Annotated in this window: 23 protein-coding genes; 14 read left to right on the forward strand and 9 right to left on the reverse strand. The window is 71.3% G+C overall.

Going from position 1 to position 22,163, the window contains the following annotated elements:
- Positions 1-435: 435 nt before the first annotated feature.
- Together F9C12_RS07915 and F9C12_RS07920 are read left to right on the forward strand one after the other, a co-directional pair.
- On the forward strand, positions 436-1,395 hold the full coding sequence (locus tag F9C12_RS07915; protein ID WP_409181335.1) for a hypothetical protein: 960 nt from the start codon (positions 436-438) through the stop codon (positions 1,393-1,395).
- A gap of 284 nt (positions 1,396-1,679) precedes the next feature.
- On the forward strand, positions 1,680-2,330 hold the full coding sequence (locus tag F9C12_RS07920; protein WP_409181336.1) for a sigma-70 family RNA polymerase sigma factor: 651 nt from the start codon (positions 1,680-1,682) through the stop codon (positions 2,328-2,330).
- Between the two features lie 115 nt (positions 2,331-2,445).
- Here the strand turns inward: F9C12_RS07920 and F9C12_RS07925 are convergent, their stop codons facing one another.
- Positions 2,446-2,862: an STAS domain-containing protein gene (locus tag F9C12_RS07925; protein WP_009076775.1), complete on the reverse strand. Its 417-nt coding sequence runs from the start codon at positions 2,860-2,862 to the stop codon at positions 2,446-2,448.
- A gap of 260 nt (positions 2,863-3,122) precedes the next feature.
- Here F9C12_RS07925 and F9C12_RS07930 point away from each other — a divergent pair, with 260 nt between their 5' ends.
- The gene (locus F9C12_RS07930) at positions 3,123-3,830 is read left to right on the forward strand and encodes a S1 family peptidase (RefSeq protein ID WP_409181337.1); all 708 of its coding nucleotides are present in this window, start codon (positions 3,123-3,125) and stop codon (positions 3,828-3,830) included.
- 54 nt (positions 3,831-3,884) lie between these two features.
- Here F9C12_RS07930 and F9C12_RS07935 read toward each other — a convergent pair whose 3' ends face one another.
- The 4 genes from F9C12_RS07935 to F9C12_RS07950 all read right to left on the reverse strand — a co-directional run bounded on the left by F9C12_RS07935 (position 3,885) and on the right by F9C12_RS07950 (position 9,972).
- Positions 3,885-7,094: a helicase HerA domain-containing protein gene (locus F9C12_RS07935; RefSeq protein WP_409465372.1), complete on the reverse strand. Its 3,210-nt coding sequence runs from the start codon at positions 7,092-7,094 to the stop codon at positions 3,885-3,887.
- Positions 7,091-7,723, reverse strand: coding sequence for a hypothetical protein (locus F9C12_RS07940; RefSeq protein WP_409181339.1), 633 nt, complete (start codon positions 7,721-7,723; stop codon positions 7,091-7,093). The genes F9C12_RS07935 and F9C12_RS07940 overlap by 4 nt, the downstream gene beginning before the upstream one ends.
- Positions 7,724-7,785: 62 nt before the next feature.
- Positions 7,786-9,393 carry a KGGVGR-motif variant AAA ATPase gene (locus F9C12_RS07945; RefSeq protein WP_409465373.1) on the reverse strand — a complete coding sequence of 536 codons (1,608 nt, stop codon included), beginning with the start codon at positions 9,391-9,393 and terminating at the stop codon, positions 7,786-7,788.
- Between the two features lie 3 nt (positions 9,394-9,396).
- Entirely contained in the window at positions 9,397-9,972 is a 576-nt protein-coding gene (locus F9C12_RS07950; protein WP_409465374.1) for a TIR domain-containing protein, read from the reverse strand.
- A gap of 180 nt (positions 9,973-10,152) precedes the next feature.
- Here F9C12_RS07950 and F9C12_RS07955 point away from each other — a divergent pair, with 180 nt between their 5' ends.
- Entirely contained in the window at positions 10,153-11,106 is a 954-nt protein-coding gene (locus tag F9C12_RS07955; protein WP_409465375.1) for an SEFIR domain-containing protein, read from the forward strand.
- A 295-nt stretch (positions 11,107-11,401) separates the two neighbouring features.
- Here F9C12_RS07955 and F9C12_RS07960 read toward each other — a convergent pair whose 3' ends face one another.
- Both F9C12_RS07960 and F9C12_RS07965 read right to left on the reverse strand, forming a co-directional pair.
- Entirely contained in the window at positions 11,402-12,307 is a 906-nt protein-coding gene (locus F9C12_RS07960) for a serine hydrolase (RefSeq protein WP_409465376.1), read from the reverse strand.
- A gap of 4 nt (positions 12,308-12,311) precedes the next feature.
- Entirely contained in the window at positions 12,312-13,190 is an 879-nt protein-coding gene (locus F9C12_RS07965) for a LysR family transcriptional regulator (protein ID WP_409465377.1), read from the reverse strand.
- Between the two features lie 112 nt (positions 13,191-13,302).
- Between F9C12_RS07965 and bla the strand changes: the two genes are divergently transcribed.
- The 9 genes from bla to F9C12_RS08010 all read left to right on the forward strand — a co-directional run bounded on the left by bla (position 13,303) and on the right by F9C12_RS08010 (position 19,342).
- On the forward strand, positions 13,303-14,199 hold the full coding sequence (gene bla / locus F9C12_RS07970) for a class A beta-lactamase (RefSeq protein WP_409465378.1): 897 nt from the start codon (positions 13,303-13,305) through the stop codon (positions 14,197-14,199).
- Positions 14,196-14,717, forward strand: a complete 522-nt coding sequence (locus F9C12_RS07975) for a D-alanyl-D-alanine carboxypeptidase family protein (RefSeq protein ID WP_409465379.1) — start codon at positions 14,196-14,198, stop codon at positions 14,715-14,717. Before bla ends, F9C12_RS07975 begins: the two co-directional genes overlap by 4 nt.
- Positions 14,718-14,853: 136 nt before the next feature.
- Positions 14,854-15,606, forward strand: coding sequence for a hypothetical protein (locus F9C12_RS07980; RefSeq protein ID WP_409465380.1), 753 nt, complete (start codon positions 14,854-14,856; stop codon positions 15,604-15,606).
- A 328-nt stretch (positions 15,607-15,934) separates the two neighbouring features.
- Complete coding sequence (locus F9C12_RS07985) at positions 15,935-16,474, forward strand: hypothetical protein (RefSeq protein WP_409465381.1); 540 nt, start codon at positions 15,935-15,937, stop codon at positions 16,472-16,474.
- 61 nt (positions 16,475-16,535) lie between these two features.
- Positions 16,536-17,270, forward strand: a complete 735-nt coding sequence (locus F9C12_RS07990) for a hypothetical protein (RefSeq protein WP_409465382.1) — start codon at positions 16,536-16,538, stop codon at positions 17,268-17,270.
- An 80-nt stretch (positions 17,271-17,350) separates the two neighbouring features.
- On the forward strand, positions 17,351-17,671 hold the full coding sequence (locus F9C12_RS07995; RefSeq protein ID WP_409465383.1) for a hypothetical protein: 321 nt from the start codon (positions 17,351-17,353) through the stop codon (positions 17,669-17,671).
- Positions 17,672-17,711: 40 nt separating this feature from the next.
- A complete protein-coding gene (locus F9C12_RS08000; protein ID WP_409181351.1) occupies positions 17,712-18,437 on the forward strand; it encodes a decarboxylase in 726 nt (241 codons plus the stop codon).
- Positions 18,438-18,502: 65 nt separating this feature from the next.
- Positions 18,503-18,865: a VOC family protein gene (locus tag F9C12_RS08005; RefSeq protein WP_409465384.1), complete on the forward strand. Its 363-nt coding sequence runs from the start codon at positions 18,503-18,505 to the stop codon at positions 18,863-18,865.
- A 21-nt stretch (positions 18,866-18,886) separates the two neighbouring features.
- Positions 18,887-19,342 (forward strand): MarR family winged helix-turn-helix transcriptional regulator, encoded by a 456-nt coding sequence (locus F9C12_RS08010; RefSeq protein ID WP_409181353.1) that lies wholly within the window; start codon positions 18,887-18,889, stop codon positions 19,340-19,342.
- Here F9C12_RS08010 and F9C12_RS08015 read toward each other — a convergent pair whose 3' ends face one another.
- Positions 19,343-19,981, reverse strand: a complete 639-nt coding sequence (locus F9C12_RS08015; RefSeq protein WP_409465385.1) for a hypothetical protein — start codon at positions 19,979-19,981, stop codon at positions 19,343-19,345. It lies immediately after the preceding gene.
- A 129-nt stretch (positions 19,982-20,110) separates the two neighbouring features.
- Here F9C12_RS08015 and lexA point away from each other — a divergent pair, with 129 nt between their 5' ends.
- Positions 20,111-20,764: a transcriptional repressor LexA gene (gene lexA / locus F9C12_RS08020; protein WP_409181355.1), complete on the forward strand. Its 654-nt coding sequence runs from the start codon at positions 20,111-20,113 to the stop codon at positions 20,762-20,764.
- Positions 20,765-20,819: 55 nt separating this feature from the next.
- Here lexA and F9C12_RS08025 read toward each other — a convergent pair whose 3' ends face one another.
- Positions 20,820-22,082: a Bcr/CflA family multidrug efflux MFS transporter gene (locus F9C12_RS08025; RefSeq protein WP_409465386.1), complete on the reverse strand. Its 1,263-nt coding sequence runs from the start codon at positions 22,080-22,082 to the stop codon at positions 20,820-20,822.
- Between the last annotated feature and the right edge of the window lie 81 nt (positions 22,083-22,163).

A 22,163-nucleotide genomic window follows, 5' to 3' on the forward strand; every position in this document is an offset into this window, starting at 1 on the left:
TTTCCGGCCGCCTGATCAGCGGCCTGTCCCGAGAATGCGCGAGCACGCGGCAATCGGGGAAGGAGTTTCCCGTTTCCGCCTTAGTCGCGTGAACGGGGAACGGAGAGGCAACGCAGTCGCATTGCCCTGGCCTGGCCCGCGGCGAAAGGAATTCTGCCGGGACCAGCAGGGGAGTCCGCCGCGGGCCGGCTCACGAGAGCGCGAGCCGGACCGGCTGACCGTTCGCCGGCAACGGACTGGAACAGTCACCCGCCGTTTCGGGAAGGCGCCATCCGAGCGAATTTGCCGCGCCGATAAACCCGGGCGCGCCAGCCGGACGCGGGAATGGGAAATCATTCCGGTCACAGTCCGTGCGCCATCCGCGGGCAAGGCTGGACATCGGCGGCCGCATTGCGGAACAGTGGCTGCGGGCGGGGAGACGCGAGGGAGGAACGGGTGGAACCGAACGCGGCGGACTTGGTCGCGGAATTGAAAGTGCTCCGCAAGGGGCGCGGCGTATTCACCACTCCGCTCGGGATTCGGGTCGGCCCGGTCCTGCGCGAGGTGTGCGGGATTCCCGACCACGCGGAAAACGTCGAGATCCGCGACCGGCTCGCGCATGTGCTGGAGCCGCTGGCCAAGACCCTCCCGGACGACCTCCGGATCGCCGTGCTCGCGGCGTTCGCGATGCACGAGCCGGCGCGCAAGCCGTTCTACCAGGAACGGGTGCACTGGGCCGCGCGCGAACTGGACCGCGACGACCGCACGATCCGGCGGCGCATCGACGAGGGCATCGAGCACGTCGCGCACCTCGCGCTCGCCGCCCCGCGCGAGGGCGGGAGACGGCCCGCGCCCGACGGCAGCTGGCACACCGAGCTGCTGCGCGTCTCGCTCGCGCTGGACCAGGAACGGCCCGAGGTGTTCGAGTTCCGGCGGATCGCCGCCGACCACGACGGGGTCGCCGAACTGGACCTCGCGCTCACCCTCACCACCACGTCCGCGGCCGCCGGGCCGGTGCGGGAAAGCGATCTCGACGTCGACGTCTTCCACGGCGGCACGCTGGTCCGCCGCGCGATGGAGTCGAACGACCGGGTCGGGCTGGCGCTGCGGCTGGCCAAGCCGTTGGCGCGCGGGGAAAAGCACGAGCTCGCGCTGCGGTTCCGCGCGGAGTTCCGGCATCCGCACTACGTGTGCGTGCCGCGGCATCCGGTCGACCGGTTCGACCTGCACGTGCGCTTCCCGGCCGCGCCGCCGGCCGAAATCGTGCGGCTGGACCGCGTGTTCCAGGACGACGCACGCGATCCGGGCGCACGCGGCGACCTCGTGACCCCGGACGGGTCGGGCGACGTGCACCTCGGGTTCGACCGGCTCGCGCCCGGCTTCGCCTACGGCATCCGGTGGAGCCCGGCCGGCTGAACCCGGCCGGCCGGGCCGCGGCCCGCGGTCAGTGCGTGATCATCGCGATTCCCCTTCCCGCTCGGGATTTCTCCGACCGCACCGGGATCGCCGGCGCGCCCGGACGCGCTACCGGCGGGCGAAACCTGTCCAAGATCTGTCCAGGTCCCCGCGAATTCCGTTGCCGCGCAACGGACAGAAGCTGGACAACACCCGCCGGGGCGCAACATCCGCGCCCGGACTCCCGACTCCCGGACCGAGCGGGCGAGACCACCGCGGCCGCCCGTACGAAAGGAACGACCCCTATGCCCACCGCCACCGTGCCCGAACCGGTCGAAGGCTACGTCCCGCTCGCCGCGCTGCCGCGCCCGTCCGGGCTGGCCGAGCGCCTGGAAACCGTGGTCCGCGCGGCCCGCGACGAGGTCCCCGGCGCGGCCCCGGAACTGCTGGCGCTGCTGAAACCGGTGATCGCGCGCTACTGCCGCGCCCGCATCGGCGGACGCGACCTGTCCTATCTGTCGGCCGACGACGTCGCGCAGGAAGTGTGCATCGCGGTCCTGCAGGCGGTGCCGGGCTACGAGGACCGCGGCGGATCGTTCCTGCACCTGGTGCGCGCGATCGCGGCGAACAAGGTGGCCGACGCCTTCCGCGCGGTGTCGCGCGACCGCTCGCGGCCGGTGCCCGACGTCCCGGAGAACCCGGATCTCGGCGACGGCCCCGAATCGCACACGCTCACCGCCGACCTCGGCGCCTCGCTCGGGCGGCTGCTGGCCGGGATGCCGAAGCTCCAGCAGGAAATCCTGACCCTGCGCGTGGTCGTCGGCCTGACGTCGGCCGAAACGGCGAAGACGCTGGGGATCTCGCCGGGCAACGTCCGGGTGACGCAGTGCCGCGCGCTGGCGAAACTCCGGGACTCGATCCGGGAGCAGGGACTGGCCGAAGCGCTGCTGGCGTGAACTCGCAACATCCCCGCACTGGTCCGGACCACTGGCGAAGAAATTTCCGAAGTTCACCCGCTCGGGCCACTTCGCCGCTTCGGATAGGCCCCGAACACCCGGGGTCCGGACCGGCTCAGCCCGCGTCGAGCCGGCGCTTCATCCGGCGCAGGAACGCGATCCGGTCGGTCTCCACGCGGACCGCGGTGCGGTCCGGGTAGATGTCGAACACGCCGGTCATCCCGGTCTCGGCGAGCCGCCGGCCCGCCGCGCCCGAGGGGTGCGCGAGCAGCCGCAGCACCACGCCCTCGGCGGCCGCGCGGTCCTGCGCGGCCCGCAGGACGTGCACGCCCGCGTCGCTCAGCTCGGTCAGCCCGGTCAGGTCCAGCACCAGCGCCATCGGGCGCTTCGCCAGCGCGAACGTCACCGCCCGCACCACCACCAGCGCGGTGCCGGCGTCGAGTTCCCCCGCCAGCAGCAGCGTGAGCACGTCGAGGTCGTCGTAGCGGTACGACGACTTCAGCCGTGCCGATCCCTGTGAGCCGGCTTCCATCCGCGTGCTGCACTCCCTGTCCAGGCGGGGCCCTTCGCGCCCGCTCGTCCACCCGACACCATTCTGGCCCTCCGGGCACGGTGAGCGCGCTCACAGTCCGCCTCCGCGCCGCGTCAGGGCGGGCTGGGCCGCTTGTCCTACGACGAAAGTCGGGAACTCGGGCGGCCCAAACCTTCGGCGGGTTCCGTCATTTACCGACATTCACGACGGTGGGTCAGTACCTGACCACTACTCCCCGTACCCACCGGAGTTGATCCCCAGTGCGAATCGCGCGTACCGCCGCAGTCCTGTCCGGCCTGGCCTTCGCCGCCGTCGCCGCGGCCTCCCCGGCCGCGGCCGCCCCCGCCCAGCCCGCCATCATCGACGGCAGCACCGCCGACTCCCTGCACGCCGCCGCCCGGATGTTCGCCGGCGGCCAGGAACTCTGTTCCGCCACGATCATCGCGCCCGACTGGATCCTCACCGCCCGGCACTGCACGCAGGGCGCGGGCGGCAAGCAGATCACCTTCCACGTCGGCAGCCTCGACCAGACCCAGGGCACCGAGGTCTCCGCGACGTCGGTGCACGACTCCCCCGACGCCGACATCTCGCTGGTCCAGATCGACCAGAAGGTCCAGACCGAGTACGCGCCGCTCGGCACCGCGGGCGACGTCAACGTCGGCGACACCGCGCAGGTCTACGGCTGGGGCGCGACCTGCACCGACCAGCCGGAGATCAACTGCCAGTCGCAGGTGCTGAAGGTGGCGAACGTCCAGGTCACCTCGGTCGACTGCCCGGACGGCGCGGCCGGCGTCTCGGTGTGCGCCAACCGCGTCGACGGCATCACCGCCGGCGGCGACTCCGGCGGCCCGATGTACGCCAACGGCAAGCAGGTCGGCGTCGCCTCCACCAGCGACCGCCAGTCCTACACCGCCTACATCAACATCACCCAGTACCGCGACTGGATCCAGTCGGTCGCGGGCGTCTGATCCGCAGCGGCCCGGGCCCGGACGGATCCCCGGGCCCGGGCCCGGGCCGCTGTTTCACCCCTCCCCTCTTCCCTCCCCGTTCCTGGCCCGCGCGAGCACCTCCTCGAGGCGCAGCGGGCTCGCCGGGTGGTGGCTCAGGCACAGCGGCGTCGCCACGCGCCGGAACCCGAACGCCTCGCCGGACACGTAGAACTGGGCGCGTTCGAGCCGCGAGATGTCCGCCACCGGACTCCCCTTCGCCCGCGCCATCTCGTTCGCCGCGGCGATCTGCGCCGGGCTGTTGAGCCGACCGAAGAACTGCGTCATCGCGTTGCCGGCGATCTGGTTGTGCAGGCCCTTCGGCGCCTGCGTCGCGAACAGCAGCCCCAGCCCGTACTTCCGGGCCTGCGCGGCGAGCACGATCGTGCTGCGCGTGCTGGCGGTGAGCGAACCCGACGCCGCGAGCGTCTGCGCCTCGTCCATCACGAACAGCGCGCCCAGCGGCCGGTCCCCCGCCGGATTCCGCTTGATCCACGCGAACAGCTCCATCTGCAGCTGGTTCACGAAGCTCTGCCGCTGCGCCTCGGCGGGCAGCCCGGCGAAGCTGATCACCGAAATCCGCGCCCGCTTGCCGCCGGCCGGGGTGAGCAGCACCGCCGGATCGACCGGGGTTCCGGCTCCGGCGAACAGCGGGTCGTTCACCATCGCGGCCTTGAGCAGCTCCGCGACCTCGGCAGCGATTTTTCGCCCGCCGTTGAGATTGGTGACGCCGTCGGGAAGGTCCTCGAGGAGGCCGATCAGCTCCGGCAGGCTCCGCGACCCGGTGCGGGCGTGGTGCACGATCGCCTGCCGCAGCACGGCCAGGCCGATGTCCGCTTTCGCGGTGCTTCCGGTGAGCCGGGCCTGCGGCGCGAGAGCGGCGACGGCCACCTCGACCGCCGCGGAGAACTCGTCCTCGTCGTCGAGCACCCCGGCGAAATCCGGCAGCGGCTCGAACCCGAGCGGACGCCCGGTGGCGCGGCCCGGGGTCCAGACGACGACGTCGGTGCCCTCGAGATAGCGCTCGGCGAGCCGCGCGTCTTCCGGCCCCCAGCCGCTCGGCGGACTCGGCCACGGGTCGCCGAGGCGGGCGAGGTCGTTGTTCGGGTCCAGCACGATGGACGACACGCCGAGCAGCGCGCATTCCTCGATGATCCGGCGCAGCAGCACGGTTTTCCCCGATCCGGAACCGGCGAAGACGGCGGCGTGCTTGCGGAGTGCGGAGAGTTCGATGCGGACTGGCTTGCCGGAGCCGGTTTCGGTGCCGAGGGTGACCGTGCCGCCGGGCGGGGGGTGGGTTCCGTCGGAACGGGGGGCTTGGGCGCTTCCGGTGCGGTTCGAGCGCGGGGCGGGTTGGGTGAAGAGGGAAGGCTGGGCCGCGGGGCTCGGGTTCGCGGGCCGCTGCGGTGCCGGGGATGGCGACGTCGCGCGGCTTTCGGAACGAGCCGCGGTGTCGGGCAGGACTCCGGAAAGCAGCTGCGACCGTCGGGCGGGCCTGCGGTCGATGAGCCATTCGTGGACGTCCGGGCCGCCCTTGACGAACATCTCGTCCAGCGCCCAGAACGTGCGGACGTCCGCCTCGGACATCTTGAGCCGCTTCCCCCCGGCGGCTTCGAAGGCCCGGAGTTCGGCCTGGGTTTTCTCTCCTTTGGACCACGAGGAGTTCCGGATCAGGATGAGGTGCCGGTTGTCCGCCCCCGGCCGGAGCCCGGCGGCCGAGCGCGCCTTGCGGAACCGGTTGAGCACCGCGAGCGGATGCCGCACGGAGATCGCCCGGAACGCCCAGTGTTCCTCCAGGTCGGAGTCCTCGTCGAGGGTATGGGTGAGCCACGCGTGCAGTTCGTCCTCGCTGCCGCGGGCGTCCCACTCCATTTCGTCGTCGCCGACCTCGGTGATCCAGCCGCGGAGCGCGGCCGACAGCAGACGGGGCATCACCTCGTCCTCCACCTTGTGGTCGAGCAGCGCCGAGGGGTCCGCGGCCGCGCGGAGCTGCTCGAACCAGGAGTCCAGTTCGGAGAAACGGTCGGGCTTCGGTTCCGCGCGCGCCGGCAGGACCGGCGGCGCGTCGGTGTCGAAGCTGGTCAGCTCCTGCACGCGTTCCGCGCGGACGCACGCGTCGATGTGGGCGCCGATCCGCTTCAGCAGCTCCCGCGGGGTGTACTCCTCCCACGGCCCGTCGAACGCGGAAGGGGCGACCGGCCAGGTCGAATGCGGCGGAGTGAAATCCATCGCGGCGTAAGCCACTCCGAGCCGCCGTTCGATCAGCCGCCGTCCGACCTCGGCGTCCAGCACCCGGCCGAGCGTGAGGGTCTCGCGGAACCGGTCGGGGACGGTGTCGGCGGCCTTGTCCTTGATCAGCATCCACGTCGTCGGCAGGCAGGCGAGCACGGTCAGCGTCCGCCGGGTGACCTCGCGCAGTTCCATCAGCCCGTCGGCGATCTGGGCGACGAGGAAATCCTCCTCCCCGCGATGCCCGATTTCCCTCGCCTGCAAGGAAGAACGGGCGATCAGCGTGTCGAGCTGGTCGACCCCGATCACGAGCGGCCCGGTCAGCGCGAGCAGCCGGGTGATGTCGTGCACCTGCCCCAGCGCGGACTTCGGTTTCGCCCGGATGCCCCACTTCCGGCGGACGCCGGATTTCGATTCCTCGGAACTGCCCAGGTACTCGTCGCCGATCTCGTTCTGGGTCAGGTCTTCGGCGGCGTACAGCACCAGTGCGCGGGCCGTGTCCGCGCACTCCACGGCGACCTGGCGGTCGAGCTTCCGCAGTCCCAGCACGAACGCGTCGAGGTGGGCGCGCGTCAACGCTCCCGTGCCCAGCAGAGCCGAGGTCGCTTCCCAGGACACATCCCCGCGTTCGCAGACCCGGCGCACAAAGCTGCGCAGCTGCGTTTCCCCGGAATCGTCGGTGCGCAGCAAGCCGCGGCGCAACGCGTCGGCCGTGTTCTCCCAGAACGCGTCGCCGGCGGTGAGGTCGTCGAGGAAGAAGTACCCGCCCGCGCGGTGCGCCGCCCGCCGGACCATCCCGAGGAGATGGGTTTTGCCGACGCCCTTCATGCCCTGCATGACCAGCCCGATCGGGCTCGGCCCGTCGCTCGCCGCCGCGTCGCGGATGCCGACGTCGATCGCCGCCATCACGTCCGCGTGCAGTCCGTCGACGTGGTAAGGGGAATCCCGCCACACGTGGTCGGGAGTGTCGGCCCAGTCGAACCGCAAGGTCGCCAGCACGGCCAGATGTTCGATCATGACGCCTCGATCGACAGCATATGATTCTCTTCACCGCCGATGCGCACCGCCGCCGCCCGGTCCGCCGCGGTCAGCATCTTGCGGTTGGATTCCGGCACCAGTTTCGCCTGCCCGGTCCGGCTCAGCTCCTTGAGCACCGCGTCGACCTCGGCGGTCTCCGCGTCGCCGAGCGACGACCGCAGATCGGCCAGCCCCACCCAGCCCCGCGGCTCGCTGGCGAGTTTGCGGTAGGTCGTGACGATCAGTTCCTTCAGGTTCACCGCCTGCGGCGCGTTTCCGTCCGCGCCGCCGAAGATCTCCTTCAGCGAAACGTTGTGCAGCCGCAGATACTCGAAGAACTTGTTCAACGCCAGGTAAGCCACCACCGTCAACGTGCTCCGCACCGGCTTCGGCGGGCTCAGCGCGGCCAGTTCTTCCGCGCACCAGTCCCAGCCGGCGTCGGTCAGCTGGTGTGCGTAGGCACGGCCGGATTTCCGGCTGCTGACGTAGCGTTCGTTGAGCTTGTGCCGGTCCCTCCCGTCGAGCGCGAAGCCCGCCGCCGCGCGCAGTTCCGGGTTCGTCATCTCCCGGCCGTTCACCATCAGCGCGATCATCGCCGCGGACTGTTTGTGGCTCAGTCGTTCGTGCATCCGCCGTCCTTTCTCGGGGCATCCCGGCCGCGGGCGCGGGCGGGGCGTCTGGCGGGGCGCGGCTAGCTGCCGTTCACCCGCACGTCGAGCACTTGCTGGGCCCACGCCAGGGCGTTCTGGACCCGTCGCGGCGGCGGTGTCGCGCCGTCGTCGCCGCGGCGCGGGCGCAGCAGCACGGCCAGGTCCGCGCCGAGTTCCTGCGCCCGCACGCTGTCGCCGGCTCCGACCGCGGCCGGGATTTCGCCCGCCAGGTCGTCGACGAGGTCCCACAGCGGCGGCCGCAGCCGGGCGTGCGCCGCTTGGCGCAGCAGGGAAACCAGGTCGGACTGGCCGGTGTCGACCAGTGCCCGGCCGGCGCCGATCTCGTCGGCGAGGGCGCGGGCGACCTTCGCCGGGCCGGTCGCCGGGCCGAGGCGCAGGTGGCGCAGGTTGCCGAGGTAGCCGGACAGGTCGCGCGGGTCGGTCCCTTCGGTGAGCACCGGGATCAGCCTGCGGTCCTGGCCGAGCGTGCGGTGCAGGAACAGCTCGACCTCCGCCAGCTGCCACCGGCTCGCCTTGCCGTCGATCACCAGGCACAGGTGCCGGGCGTCGGTTTCCACGCGGCCGAGCCAGGACCGGTCGCCGGAGAGCGAACGCCCCACCCGGATGCCGAGTTTCTCCAGCTCCGCCACCAGATCCCGGGACACTCCGAGGTTCGACCGGGGCATGCTGACCTGGATGTCGTAGGCGAAATTCTGCGTCTGGGTGCGCACCGCCGCCACATAGGCGTCGCGGTTTTCGGCCAGCAGCTCGGTCCGGTCGAAGGAATGCGCGATCACCGCGGCGACGGTCTCGAGCGCGTAGCCGATCTGGTCCGCGCCCGGGCTTTTCTCCAGCAGCACCGGCAATTGCTCGCCGAAGGTCCAATACGACACGTAGGGCAGCGTGAGGTGGCGGGCGATCACCGCGGGCGAAACGGTCTGGTCCAGCCAGCTGTCGAACAGGCTCCGCGTCTCGTCGAGGCAGATCTCCCGCCAGCTTTCCGACCGGTCGTACTCCTCGCGCGTGTCGAACCGCGAAAGCACGGGCAGCACGGGAAGTTGCGGACGGTCGTAGGGCAGGGCGTTCCGCGCGACGTTCGCGCGCTGGGCGACGTCGACCGCGCCGCGCACGCTCTGCATGTTCGCGGTGTAGAGGACGACCAGCCGGTCCGGCAGGTGCGCGGTGCAGATGCTGCCGACGTCGGAGATCCCGGTGCGGCTGTCGAGCAGGACGTAGTCGTAGTCCGAGGTCCACGCCTTCCGGCAGCGTTCGAGGTACTCGCCGAACTCCTCGTCGTACAGGCTTTCCCAGTCGATTCCCTGCACCTGTCCCGGATACCGCGGGCCGTCGCCGCCCGCCGGGAGGAAGTCCAGCGCGCCGGGCACGTTGTCCAGCGCGACCGGGACGATGTGCCGGTTCGGCCGGACGCCGCCCTCCCGGAAATCGGCGACGAGGTCGACCACGCCGCCTTCCGGGTCGCGGTCCAGCGCCGGCCGGAAGTACTCGCGCAGCCCCGGCGCCTCGAGATCCCAGTCGACGCACAGCACGCGATGCCCCCAGCGGGCCAGCAGCACCGCGATGTTGGCCAGGGTGAAGCTGCGGCCGACGCCGCCCTTGTAGGAATAGAACGTGATCACGACGCCGGGCATCGCTCAGAGCCTCGGAAAGCTCGAGACGGGCGGCGCGTCCGGCCGGGGATTGAGGACCGGCCAGTCCGCCCGCCACGCCGGGGCCGCGCTGACCAGTTCCTCGATCTCGGTCGCGATGCGGTTCATCCGGTCGTGGAAACCGATGTACTTGGCCGAGACCTCGAATTGCTCGTACGGATGGTTCCACTCGGTCAGGTCCTGCATCCGGCGTTCGTGCGCGAACGGCGGGAAATTCTTCGAATCGCAATAGATGACCGGATAGATCAGCGTCGTCGGGCTGTCCCCTCCGGCCAGTTCCTCGCGGCGCTCCATCGAGGCCCATTCGGCCCGGCACCACTCGTCGTAGAAGTACTTCGGGGAACACACCGGGACCAGGATCCTGGTGTGCCGCAAGGCGGAGCGCAGTTCGTCCGGCCACTTCCCGCCGACCCGGACCGAGCCGTCGAAGAACACCTGGACGTCCCGGTCCAGGTTGCCGTCGAGCAGTTCGCACAGCCGCGGATGGAAATGGTTGCGGACCCACCGGGCGATCGGATCGGCGGTGCGCAGATAACTGATGAAAACGTCGTAGTGGTACACCTGGGCAGCGCTCCCCCGTCGATTTCCGCGTCCTGGCGATCCCGGTTCCGGACCCCGACGATACCTTTGGCGGCGACGCCGACAAGGGACAGATTCTGGACACTTTGTGGCCGAAAACCCCCGGGCGGGCGCCGGGGCCGAAACTGGACCGGTCGCTTCCGCCGGAATTCGAGGAGCCCGATGTCCGCGCCCGCCGCACCCCGGATCTTCGTCAGCTACGCCCACGACACCGCCGCCGAGCACTACCGGCAGGTCGGGACCTTCGCCACCTTCCTGCGCGCCCGGATCGGGCTCGACGTCCGGCTCGACCAATGGGACGACGCCTCCCGGCTCGACTGGTCGGCCTGGGCGATCCGGAACATCCGCGCCGCCGATTTCGTGCTGGTGATCGCCTCGCCGGACTACAAACGGCGCGCCGACGGCGAGGCGCCCTTCGACGAGGGCCGCGGCTCCCAGTTCGAGGCGCGGATCATGCGCGACGCGCTCACCCGCGACCTCGAGCGCGAGACCAAACGCATCCTGCCGGTGGTGCTGCCCGGCGGTTCCGTCGAGGACGTCCCGGCGTTTCTCACGCCGTATTCCACCACGCATTTCCGGATTCCCGCGTTCACCGACGACGGCGTCGCCGGGCTGGTCTCCGCGATCACCGGGCGCAGCCAGAACGAGCGGCCGGTGCGCGGGATCTGGCGCGGCGCAACGGATTCCGCGTCCGGGCCGGTACTGGCGACCGAACTGCCGTGGCGCGAGAAGAGCGCGGACATCGCCGCCGGCACGGCGCGGATCGACGGGATCAGCTACGAGCACAGCGTCGTTTTCCGCACCGCCGGGCCGACGAACGGGGCGTGGGCGTTCGCGGAAATCGACCTCGGCGGTGCGTACGCGCATTTCACCGCGGTCGCCGGGGTGCTCGACGACGCCGAGGACGCGGCTTTCCAGATCGGCGTGTTCTGCGTCCGGCTCGACGGCGAAATCCGCCATCTCGACCATTCCGCGTCCGGCAGTCCCCGGCACCTCGAACTCGACGTCACCGGAATCCGGCGGCTGCGGCTCGAGGTCCGCCGTCCCCCGGCGGACCCGCTCGCCCTGGCGACCCGCCCCGCCGCGCTGGCCTGGGGAAACCCCACCCTCCGCTAGCCGCCCGGGAGGCGGTGTTTCCTGCTCGCCGAGGAAACGGGAAACCCCTTTCCGCATTCGTTCCCGGATCGCATTCTGGGTGCACGCCGCTCGCTCCGGGCGGTTCGCCGAGAATCACGGAAGCCCTGCTCTACCGCGAAAGAACGCTCTTTCGCGGCGGGGGTTTTCCGTGCCTGGATCCGGGAGGGAGGTGCGGGAAATGCAGACGCACGGAATCATTCTCATCCTCACGCTGCTGGGCCTGGCCTGACGCGGGAACGGCCGGATTCGCCGCGAGGGCGGATCCGGCCGCCGGTCAGCCGCGAGCGCGCAGATGGTCCCGCAGCGACCGCGCGACCCGCGCCATCAGGATCTCCGCCTCCGGCTGGATCGCCGCGGGCACGCGGGATTCGGTGAGCGCGGCGACCGCGAACGCCTGGCCGTCCGAGTGCTCCACCACGCCGATCTCGTGCCGCAAGTTCACCAGCGTCCCGGTTTTCGAGGACCACTTCGCGGAATCCGACGCGAAATCCGGCGCCAGCCGTTGGCGCAGCAGGTTTTCGCCCATCAGCTGCCGCACCCGGGCGGCCACGTCCGGGTCGATTTTCGACGGCGTCCACAACGCGGTCAGCAAGTCGGCGAACGCGCGCGCCGAACCCGAACTCGCCCGCGAAACGTCCAGCTGCCGCACCGGATGCCCCCGCCCCTCGGTCACCGCGCCGATCGCCAGCGAATGCGCGAGGTGCGCTTCGGCCGCGTCGAACCGTTCCAGCGGCGTGTCGTTCAGCTCGCTCAGCGAATGCCGCACCGAAATGCCCGTGACGCCCCACTCCCGCACCGTCCGCGTGACCTCCGCGGGCGAGGTGAGGGCCAGCAGCTCGTCGGCCGCCGCGCTGTCGCTGATCGCGGAAGCCAGGTACATCAGGTCGTCCAGCGCCACCCGCGCCGGATGCCGGAACCGCGCCAGCCCGGTCGGCCCGGCGTTGTCCGCGCGGCCGGGTTCGATCTCCACCTGCTGCGCGCCGTCCAGCTCGCCGCGCCGGATCCGGTCCTGCGTCACCGCCACGAGCGGAACCTTGACCAGCGACGCGGTCGCGAACTCCAGATCGGGCTCGATCCCGATTTCGCGGCCGGACCCGAGGTCGCGGACGAGGAACGAGCCGCGCAGCCCGCCTTCGTCGAGTTCGTCCCGCAGCCGCGCCAGCAGCGCCTCAGTGTTCACCGCGTCAGTCTGCCGCAACGCTCGCGCCGAGACATCGAGCGATCGCCGCGCGCAGCGGCGTGCGCACCCGGTCGACGTCGTCGCCCAGCCCGGCGGCCACGTCGTAGCCGCGCGCGAGCCGGACGCCGCCCGCCGGACGCCACGCCAACCCCAGTTCCCGCGCCTGATCCGCCGAGCACAGCAGCAGGTCCGCCGACGCGATCACGCTCGCCGCGGCCGTGGTCAGCGTCGCCGCGACCTCGACCTGCGAGGGCAATAGCCCGGCCGCGTCGCGCGCGCGGAACACCCGGTCGCGCACATGCGGCACGTCGTCCTCCGGCTGCACCCACACCCGGCGGCGCGCACCGGCCGACCGGCCCGCGCGCAGGGTTTCCAGGTGCACCACCGCTTCGTCCGGCTCGGCCTCGCTGGCCAGCCCGAGCGGCACCGTCCACACCCCGTCCTCCGGCGGCACCGCGACCAGCGCGGCCCGCACCTCCTGCGTCCGCACCAGCTCGGCCCGCTCCGCCGGACCGGCGACGCGGAACTCCAGGAACACCTCGGCCGTGCGCGCCTGCGCCTCGAGTTCGGCGAGATCGCGAGTGGTCGCGGTGTCCGGGACGGCCAGCCGCAGCGGCCGCCGCCGCGCGCGCTGCGCGTCGTGCTCCATCGCCTCGGCGAGCCGGACCAGGCGCTGCGCGGACGGCAGCAGGTCCCGGCCGAACGGCGTGAGCCGCGCCCGCCGCGTCGACCGGTCGAACAGCCGCTCCCCCAGGTGCTTTTCGAGCGCGGCGATCCGGCGGCTCGCCACCGGCTGCGGGATCCGCGCGATCGCCGCGCCGCCGGTGAAACTCCCCGCTTCGGTCACGCTCACGAACGCCTTGCAGCAGCCGACCAGGTCCACGACCTGAGCTTATGCCAGATTCGCATCAACTGGCACAAAAGTGTCTTGGACCGCATGAACCGGCCGGGGGCACGCTGCTCGAGGAGATGATCGACTTCGGAGGGAGAACCCCGTGTTCCGCAGGCTGACCCTGGCCTCGTTCGCAGTGGCCGCGCTAGCCTCGTGTGCCGCACCAGCAACACCGGACGCCCCGGCGAGCGCCGCGCAGTCCGCCGCGCCGGTCAAGGCCAAGCCGGTGGCGCAGCCGGATTTCGCCGCGCTGGAGAAGGCTTTCGACGCCCGGCTCGGCGTGTACGCGATCGACACCGGCGACGGCCGCGAGGTCGCCTATCACGCCGACGACCGCTTTGCCTACGCTTCCACGCACAAGGTGTTCAACGCGGCAGCCATCCTGCACCGCGGGGACGATCTGGGCCGGACGGTCACGATTCGGCAAAGCGATCTCGTGCCCAATTCGCCGATCACGGAAAAGCACGTCGGGGAGCGAATCTCGTTACAGAGCGTCCTCGACGCTGCGCTGCGTTACAGCGACAACACGGCGGATAACCTCATGTTCGGCGAAATCGGCGGTCCCGCCGGGCTGGCTGCGGAGCTTCGCCGGCTGGGGGATACGGTCACCCGCGTGGACCGCATCGAGCCCGCTCTCAACGAGACGAGCCCTGGTGACGTCCGGGACACGACCACCCCGCGAGTCTGGGCCAAGGACCTGCGCGCCGTCGCGCTCGACTCGGGACTCCCGGCGGACAAGCAGGCCGTGCTCACCAAGATCATGCGCGCGAACACCACCGGCGCGCACGTGATCCGCGCCGGCGTGCCCGCGGACTGGCAGGTCGCGGACAAGACCGGATCCGCCGATTACGCCACGCGCAACGACATCGCCGTGGTATGGCCGCCGCACCGCGCGCCGATCGTGCTCGCCGTGCTGTCCGATCGCCCGCACAAGGACGCGAAGACCGACGACAAGCTGATCGCGCAGGCCGCCGCCGCGGTCGTGAAGGCGTTGCAGTGACCGGAATCTACCGAGTGGTCACCCACGTGCTCGCGGTGCTTTTCGTACCCGTCGCGTGGGTGGTCGCGCGGGGCCGGGCGCGGCACGTCGCGTGCCAGTGGGCGCTGGGGGCCCGCTATCCGGCCGAAAACCTCGCCGGGCTCACGCCGGGCACGCACGCCGCGTTCACCGCCGCGCGCACCGAAGCGTTGTGGCGGCACGGAATCCTGCTCGGCCTGACGTCCGGCCACCGAGACGCGGCGACGCAGGCCGACCTGTTCCGCGCCGAGGTCCAGCGCGCCGGTTCCCGCGAACTCGCCCTGCACCTCACGCTTCCGCCCTCGCAATCGCAGCACGTGCGAGGCGTCGCGCTCGACGTGCGGCCCTACGAGGGCGCGCAGTGGCTCGAAGTCCACGGTGGACGGTTCGGCCTGTATCGCGTGTACGACAACGAATGGTGGCACTTCGAGTACCACCCGGACGGCCGTCCGCAGCGGCTGCCGCACCCCGGTTTCGCCGCGACCCGCGCCGCCAGCTGAAGCTGATTCGTCCACTGTGGACTGGCCGGGCAGCACAAGCCGGTAACGAAACCGGACAAGCCGTAACGGACCGCGGATCCGGGCGATAAGCGGATGTGCCCGGGGGCGTCCCGGGCCTGTCCCGAACGGAAATCGCATGATTCGCCCGGTCTCGCACCGTCTCCTGCTGAGCTACGGCGCCGTCGCGGCCGCCGCCGCGCTCGCGTGCACCTCCTGCTCCGGCTCCGGCGGCAACGCCGCCCAGCCGCCCGCCGCCGCCAGCCCGGCCGCGACCTCGTCGGCCGCCCCCTCCGCGGCGCCGCCCGACGCCGCGACCGTCGGCGAAACCGTCAAGGCCGCGATGAAGAAGTCGACCGCGGTCCACGTCAAGGGCTCGAAGAGCGACGACGGCAAGATGAAGGTCGACATGCAGTTCAACAAGGACAGCGTGAGCGGCTCGATCGAGAAGGACGGCGTCGAGGTCCCGGTGCTGCGCGTCGGCGAAAAGGTCTGGATGCGGTTCAGCAAGTCGCTGACCAAGGAGGCCGGGCTGCCCGCCGAGGCCGCCGCGATGGTCAACGACAAGTGGGTGTCGCTCGACTCCCAGCTCGCCCAGGGCATGGGCGAGGTGTTCAAGCTGTTCATGGACTACGACGTCTTCGTCGGTTCCATGGCCGACGACGTCGATAAGACCGGCTACTCCGCGGCCGAACCCGCCGACGTCGCGGGCGTCCCGGCGCTGAAGTACCGCAACGGCAGCCGGACGATCTTCCTCGAGGCCGCCGGTGCGCACCGCCTGCTGCGGCTCGAGTCCCCTTCGGAGGGCACGATGGAGTTCACCGGATGGGACGAACCGGTCCCGGCGAAGGCCCCGCCCGCCGCGGAGATCTACTCCGGCCCCGGTTCCTGACCGGATCGCCTCGCGTTCCCGCGCCCGCCCGGGAACGCGAGGCCGCGGACCGCATGATCACGGATCCATGACGGAGACAGGCGAGCGGTAACGGACCGCTGGAGCAGGCGATAAGCGGATGCGCCCGGGGGTGTCCCAGGCCTGTCCCGAACGGAAAACCGCATGATTCGCCCGGTCTCCCCCCCGTTTTCTCCTGAGCTGCGCCGCCGTCGCGGCCGCGCTCGGATGCACCGCCTGCTCCGGGGGCGCTCCTGCCCAGTCTCCGGCTAGCGCGGCCGCGAGTTCGCCGGTCGACGCCGCGACGATCGGCGACACCGTCAAGGCCGCGATGAAGAAGTCCGGCGCGGTGCACGTCAAGGGCAAGGACGGCACGACGAAGATCGACGTGCAGCTCAACAAGGACAGCGCGAGCGGCTCGATCGAGCAGGACGGCTCGGAGATCCCGGTGGTCCGCGTCGGCGACAAGGTCTGGATCAAGTTCACCCGGGGCATGGCCAAGCTGGCCGGGCGGCCCGCCGGGGCCCGCTCTCCAGTGGACGGCAAGTGGGTGTCGATGGACTCCCCGATGGCCAAGGGGCTGGGCGAGGGGGTCAAGCTCTTCGTGGACCGCGACTTCCTCGTCGGCGCCATGGCCGAGGATCTCGACCAGCCCGGCTATTCCGCGAGCGAACCCGCCGACGTGGCGGGCGCCCCGGCGCTGAAGTACCGCAACGGCAGCCGGACGATGTTCCTCGAGGCGGCCGGCGCGCACCGGCTGCTGCGCTACGAGTCCCCGGAGCAAGGCGCGATGGAGTTCAGCGGATGGGACGACTCCCGCCCGGTCGAGGCCCCGCCCGCCGCCGAGATCTACTCCGGCCCCGGCTCCTGACCGCACCGTCTCGCATTCCCGCCGTCCGGGGCGTCCCGGGCCTCTCCTGAACGGAAACCGCATGATTCGCCCGGTCTCGCCCCGTCTCGTCCTGCGCTGCGCCAGTGTCGCGGCCGCCGCCGCGCTCGCCTGCACCGCCTGCTCCGGGGGCGCTCCCGCCCAGCCGCCGGCCAGCGCGGCCTCGAGTTCGCCGGTCAAACCGTTCGACGCGCCGCCCGACGCCGCCACGGTCGGCGAGACCGTCGCGAACGAACTGGACATGGCCAGAGCTGTCCACGTCAAGGGCACGACCGTCGACGGCCTCATGGTCGACCTGCAGCTCAACCACGACAGTGCGGGCGGTTCGGTCGAGAAGGACGGCGCGCCGCTGTCGCTCGTGCGCGTCGGCGACAAGATGTGGATCAAGGTCGACACCGCGCTGACCACGATCGTCGGACTGCCCGCCGGAGCCTGGTCGAAGATAGGCGGCAAGTGGTTGTCGGCGGACGCTCCGCTGCTCCGCGGTCGCGGCGCGAAATTGAAGAACCTCCTGGACTGCGATGCCTTCCTCGGCGCCGCCGCCGACGACCTCGACAAGCCCGGCTACTCCGCGGGCGAACCCGTCGACCTGGCGGGCACTCCGGCGGTGCGGTACCGGAACGGCGGCAAGACGATCTACCTCGGGCGTTTCGGAACGACCTACTCCCTGATGCGGTACGAGTCCCCGACGGACGGCGCGGTGGACCTCGAGCTGGGCGAGCCCGTCCCGGCCAAGGCCCCGCCCGCCGCCGAGATCTACTCCGGCCCCGGCTCCTGACCCGCCCCCGTCTCGCGTTCCCGCCGCCCGGGCCTCTCCTGAACGGACCTCGCACGATTCGCCCGGTCTTCTCCTGAGCGGTGTCGCTGGACTCCCCGATGGCCCGGGTTTGCCGCGAGGCGCTCAACCACTTCCTGGACCTCGACTTCTTCGTCGGCACCCTGATCGACGACCTCGACGTGCCCGGCTGCTCCGCGGGCGAACCCGTCGACGCGGCGGGCACGCCGGTGCCGCGGTACCGGAACGGCGGCCGGGCGATCTGCCTCGAGCGCATCGGTTCGGCCTGCTCCCTGCCGCGGTACGAGTCCCCGAAGCAAGGCACGCTGGACTTCAGCCGGAGCGGCCCCGAGCCGGTCCCGGCCCCGCCCGCCGCCGAGATCCGTTCCGGCCCCGGCTCCTGAAGTTCTGCCGACCGGGCGATCAGGTGCGACACTGCCCGGGATGATCGGTCTGCTGTATCCCACTCGCGATTGCGCCGAGGACGACTTCACCGCCCTGGCCGGATGCCTCGACGCCCGGCCGGGCGTGGAATTCGCCTACGTCCCGTGGGCCCGGCAGGCGGTCGAGCGGGAGAACGTCCAGGCCGCCGTGCGCGAGCTGAGCGAGCCGGACCGGCTGGTCCGGACGGCGGCGAAGTTTACGACGTCCCCGCGCGTGGTCAGCTGGGCGTGCACGAGCTGCAGCTTCATCGACGGCGTCGCGGCGGCCAAAACCCAGACCGACGCGCTGACGGACGCGCTGGGCGTCCCGGCGAGCAGCACGTCGCTGGCGTTCCTCGCCGCCGCGCACCGGCTCGGCCTCCGGCGGGTCGCGCTCGCCTCGGTGTACGCGCCGGAGATCACCGACGCGTTCTCGGCGTTCCTCGCCGAGGAAGACATCGCCACCGTGCACGCCGTCTCCGCCGACGCCGGTTCGGACCGCGACCTGGCCGCCTGGGACAGCGGCCGCATCCGCGACCTGGTCGACTCCGCGGCCTCCTCGGACGCCCAGGCCGTCCTGCTCCCGGAGACCGCCCTGCACACCGCGCCGCTGCTCGCCGAACTCGAACAACGCGCGGGCAAACCCGTGCTCACCGCGACCCAGGTGACGCTCTGGCACTGCCTCACCCTGCTCGGCAGGCCTGCCGCCGGACCCGGTCTCGGCACGCTGCTCGCCCACCCGCATTGATTGTCCATTGTGGACATATCAGGTCCCGGGCATAACCGGGGCCGATCGCGGGTAACTCCTCGATCATGAGCAGCCACCTGATCGCCGTCGCCATCGATTGCCGGGACGCCGACGCGCTCGCCGCGTTCTGGCGGGAAGCGCTGGACTATCCGCGGACCGAGCGGTGGACGGACAACCACGGACTCACCTATGTCGAGCTGAAAGCGCCGGACCGGCCGTCGCTGCTGTTCCAGCCGGTGCCCGAGGGGAAGACGGTCAAGAACCGGCTGCACCTGGACATCGCGCCGGACACGATCGACCAGCGGGACGAGGTGGCCCGCCTCGTCACCCTCGGCGCGAAAGTCGTGGAAGATGCGGAAGAAGACCACTGGATCGTGTTGAAAGACCCCGAGGACAACGAATTCTGCGTGCTCCCCCGGCGGTCCTGACCCCGCGCTACGATCTCCGCCGTGCCCGACTCCCGAGTGCCCGCCGGTCCCGACCTCGGGATGCTCGCCGGGCGGTTGCTGTTCGCGGTGCAGCGGGAGCTGTTCACCGCGCTGGCCGCCGAGGGGTTCGGCGACCTGAGCCCGCGGCACGGCGCGGTGCTCGCCTACCTCGGCCCGGACGGGGCGCGCGCGACCGAGCTGTCCCGCCGGTCCGGACGGCGCAAGCAGGTCATCGGCGCCATGGTCGACGAACTCGCGACGCTCGGCTACGTCGAACGCCGCCCCGACCCGGCCGACCGGCGCGCGAAACTCGTCTGCCCGACCGAACGCGGGCAGGCCATGATCGCGGCCTCGGCCCGGATTCTCGCCGCGATCGAGGACCGGCACGCCCAGCGGCTCGGGCGGGGAGAGTACGCGGAGTTCAAGCGCGTGCTGGCGGAGGTCACCGACGAACAGCGGCGCTTCGCCGGGCACTGATCACTGGCCCGGCCACCCCTGCTGGGGCGGCCCGGAGGCAGGCCATTGGCCCGGCATCGGCTGCTGCGGATAAGGCTGTTGCTGCGGGTACTGCGGCGGGTATTGCTGCGGCATGCCCGGTGCGCCGTACTGCTGCGGATACTGCGGCGGGACCGGGCCCGGCTGCGGATACTGCTGCCCCGTCGAAACCTGCCCCGGATACTGCGGCATCCCCGGAACCGGTGCCCCGTAAGGCATTCCGTGTCCCGCGGGCGGAGGCATCTTCGCGGACACCGCGGGCAGCCGCAGCACCACCGCCAGGACCGTCATCAAGCCGAACGAGGCGCTGTCCCACCAGGAATGGGCAAGGACCACCCCGGCGAGCGCGCACAGCAGCTGCGCCGGCGCGCCCCACAGCAGAATCCGGCCGGCCGATTGCCGCCGCGCGAACATCAGCGCGATGCCGGCGAGCACCACGATCGCCAGCAGCAGGCTCGCCGCGGACAGGTAGCTGGACAGGCTGACGCGGGTTCCCCCGCTCACGATTTCGCTGACCGACCAGAATCCCCCGCGGATCGCGAATATCTCCAGCCCCGCGAGCAAAACCGCCACCGCGATGCCGATCCCCGTCACCTTCGGCCGTATCACCGGCTGAGTCATCCCGGTCCCCTCCCGTCACCCTCCGGAGGGACGACTCTACCAAGCGCAGCCACAGTCCACAGTGGAGCGACCGAGGGAACACCGCCCCCGGTCCCCGCGACCGGCCCGGACGCCCTCTACGATCGGCCCGTGACCGCCTACGACGACGTCTTCGACCACCTCGACGCTTCGGCCCTGCCCGAACGGCAGCAGCACATCCTCGCCACCATCCGGGACTGGGTGGGCAGGCACGGGTACTCGCCGAGCACGCGCGAGATCGGCGAAGCGGTCGGACTGCGGTCGACTTCCTCGGTGTCGAAGCACCTCGCCGCGCTGGAGGACAAGGGTTTCCTGCGCCGCAGCTCCACTATGTCGCGGCCGATCGACGTGCGCGCCTTCCTCGGCGACGTCCGCTCGCGCGACGGCGGCGACTCCGTGCCGGTGCCGGTGGTCGGCGACATCGCGGCCGGCACGCCGATCTCCGCGCAGGAGCACGTGGACGACGTCATGCAGCTGCCGCGCGGGCTCACCGGCCGGGGCACCGTGTTCGGGCTGCGCGTGCGCGGCGATTCGATGATCGACGCGGCGATCTGCGACGGCGACATCGTGGTGGTGAAGCAGCAGTCCGAAGCGCATTCCGGCCAGATCGTCGCCGCGATGATCGACGAGGAGGCGACGGTGAAGGTCTACCGCCGCCGCGACGGGCACGTCTACCTCGAGCCGCGCAACCCGGCCTACGACGTGATCGACGGCGACCGGGCCACGGTGCTCGGCGTGGTCGTCTCGGTGCTCCGCAGCATGTGATGCGTCGTGAGTGGCGTTCCCGGTGAGAGCCGGCAACGCCACTCACGACCCCCAGCTAGTCGACCGCCACCGGCACCCGGGCGTCGACCAGGTCCGCCTGTCCGGCGGCGGCCCGGACCCGCCACGGCCGCGCGATCAGCCACAGCACGAGCCCGGACACCAGCAGTCCGCCGAACATCACCGTCGCCATCGCGACCGCGTTGTTGCCCAGCAAGCCGACCACCGGCGAGACCGCCGCGCCGACGCCGAACTGCACCGCGCCCAGCAGCGACGCCGCCGTCCCGGCGTTGTCCCCGTGCGCGTCGAGCGCGACCGCGGGCGCGTTCGGCAGGATCAGCCCGGCGAAGAACAGCACCACCCACACCGGCACCGCGACGCCGAACATGCCGCCGAATCCGGTCAGCGCGGTCGCCAGCAGCACCGCCGCCGACACCGCCGCCGCGACGCTCGCGAACAGCAGCACCTGGTGCGGTTCGAACCGGTTCATCAGCCGGGCGTTGACCTGCGTCGCGGCGATCAGCCACACCGCGCTCGCCCCGAACATCAGGCCGAACTGCTGCTGGTCCAGGCCGTACTGCTGCTGGAACACGAACGACCCGCCGCTGACGAACGCGAACAGCCCGGCCATCGCGAACCCGGCCACCAGCACCAGCCCGACGAACGAGCGGTCGGTGAACAGGCCGCGGTAGGACCGCACGGTCGCCCGGAACCGGAACGGCTGCCGCCGCGCGGGCGGCAGGGTCTCCGGCAGCGCGAGCGCCGCCGCGACGCCGCTCGCCAGCCCGATCGCGGCGAGCGCCACGAACACCCCGCGCCAGTGCGTCCACGCCAGCAGCGCGCTGCCGAGCGTCGGGGCCAGGACCGGGGAAACGCCCATCACCAGGATGAGCTTGGACAGCAGTTTCGCCGCGGCGCGATCGGTGTAGAGATCGCGCACCACGGCCAGCGCCAGCACCGCGCCCGCCGAGGCGCCCAGCCCCTGCAGCACGCGGGCCGCGCTCAGCAGCTCGACCGTCGGAGCCACCAGGCACAGCAGGGACGCGAGCACGTGGATCGCGCTTCCCGCGACGAGCGGGATCCGCCGCCCCATCGCGTCCGAAAGCGGGCCGGCGATCAGCTGGCCGAGCCCGAGCCCCAGCACCGTTCCGGTGAGGGTCAGCTGGATCGTCGACTCCGTCGTCGACAGTTCGCGGGTGATGTCCGGCAGGGCCGGAAGGTACATGTCGATGGACAGCGGCCCCAGTGCCACCAGAACGCCCAGCACGAGCACCAGCTTCAGCTGGCTCCCGGCCTTGGGCGCTTCGCGTGTTTCGTTCACGCCACTCCCCTTCGTCGTGAGCACTTGAGCACCTACGAAGAAGACGGCCGAGAAATTCCGGGTCCCTCGAACAGATCACAC

Origin of the sequence: Amycolatopsis sp. GA6-003 (genome assembly GCF_046267895.1) — a bacterium.
Taxonomy (GTDB): Bacteria; Actinomycetota; Actinomycetes; order Mycobacteriales; family Pseudonocardiaceae; genus Amycolatopsis.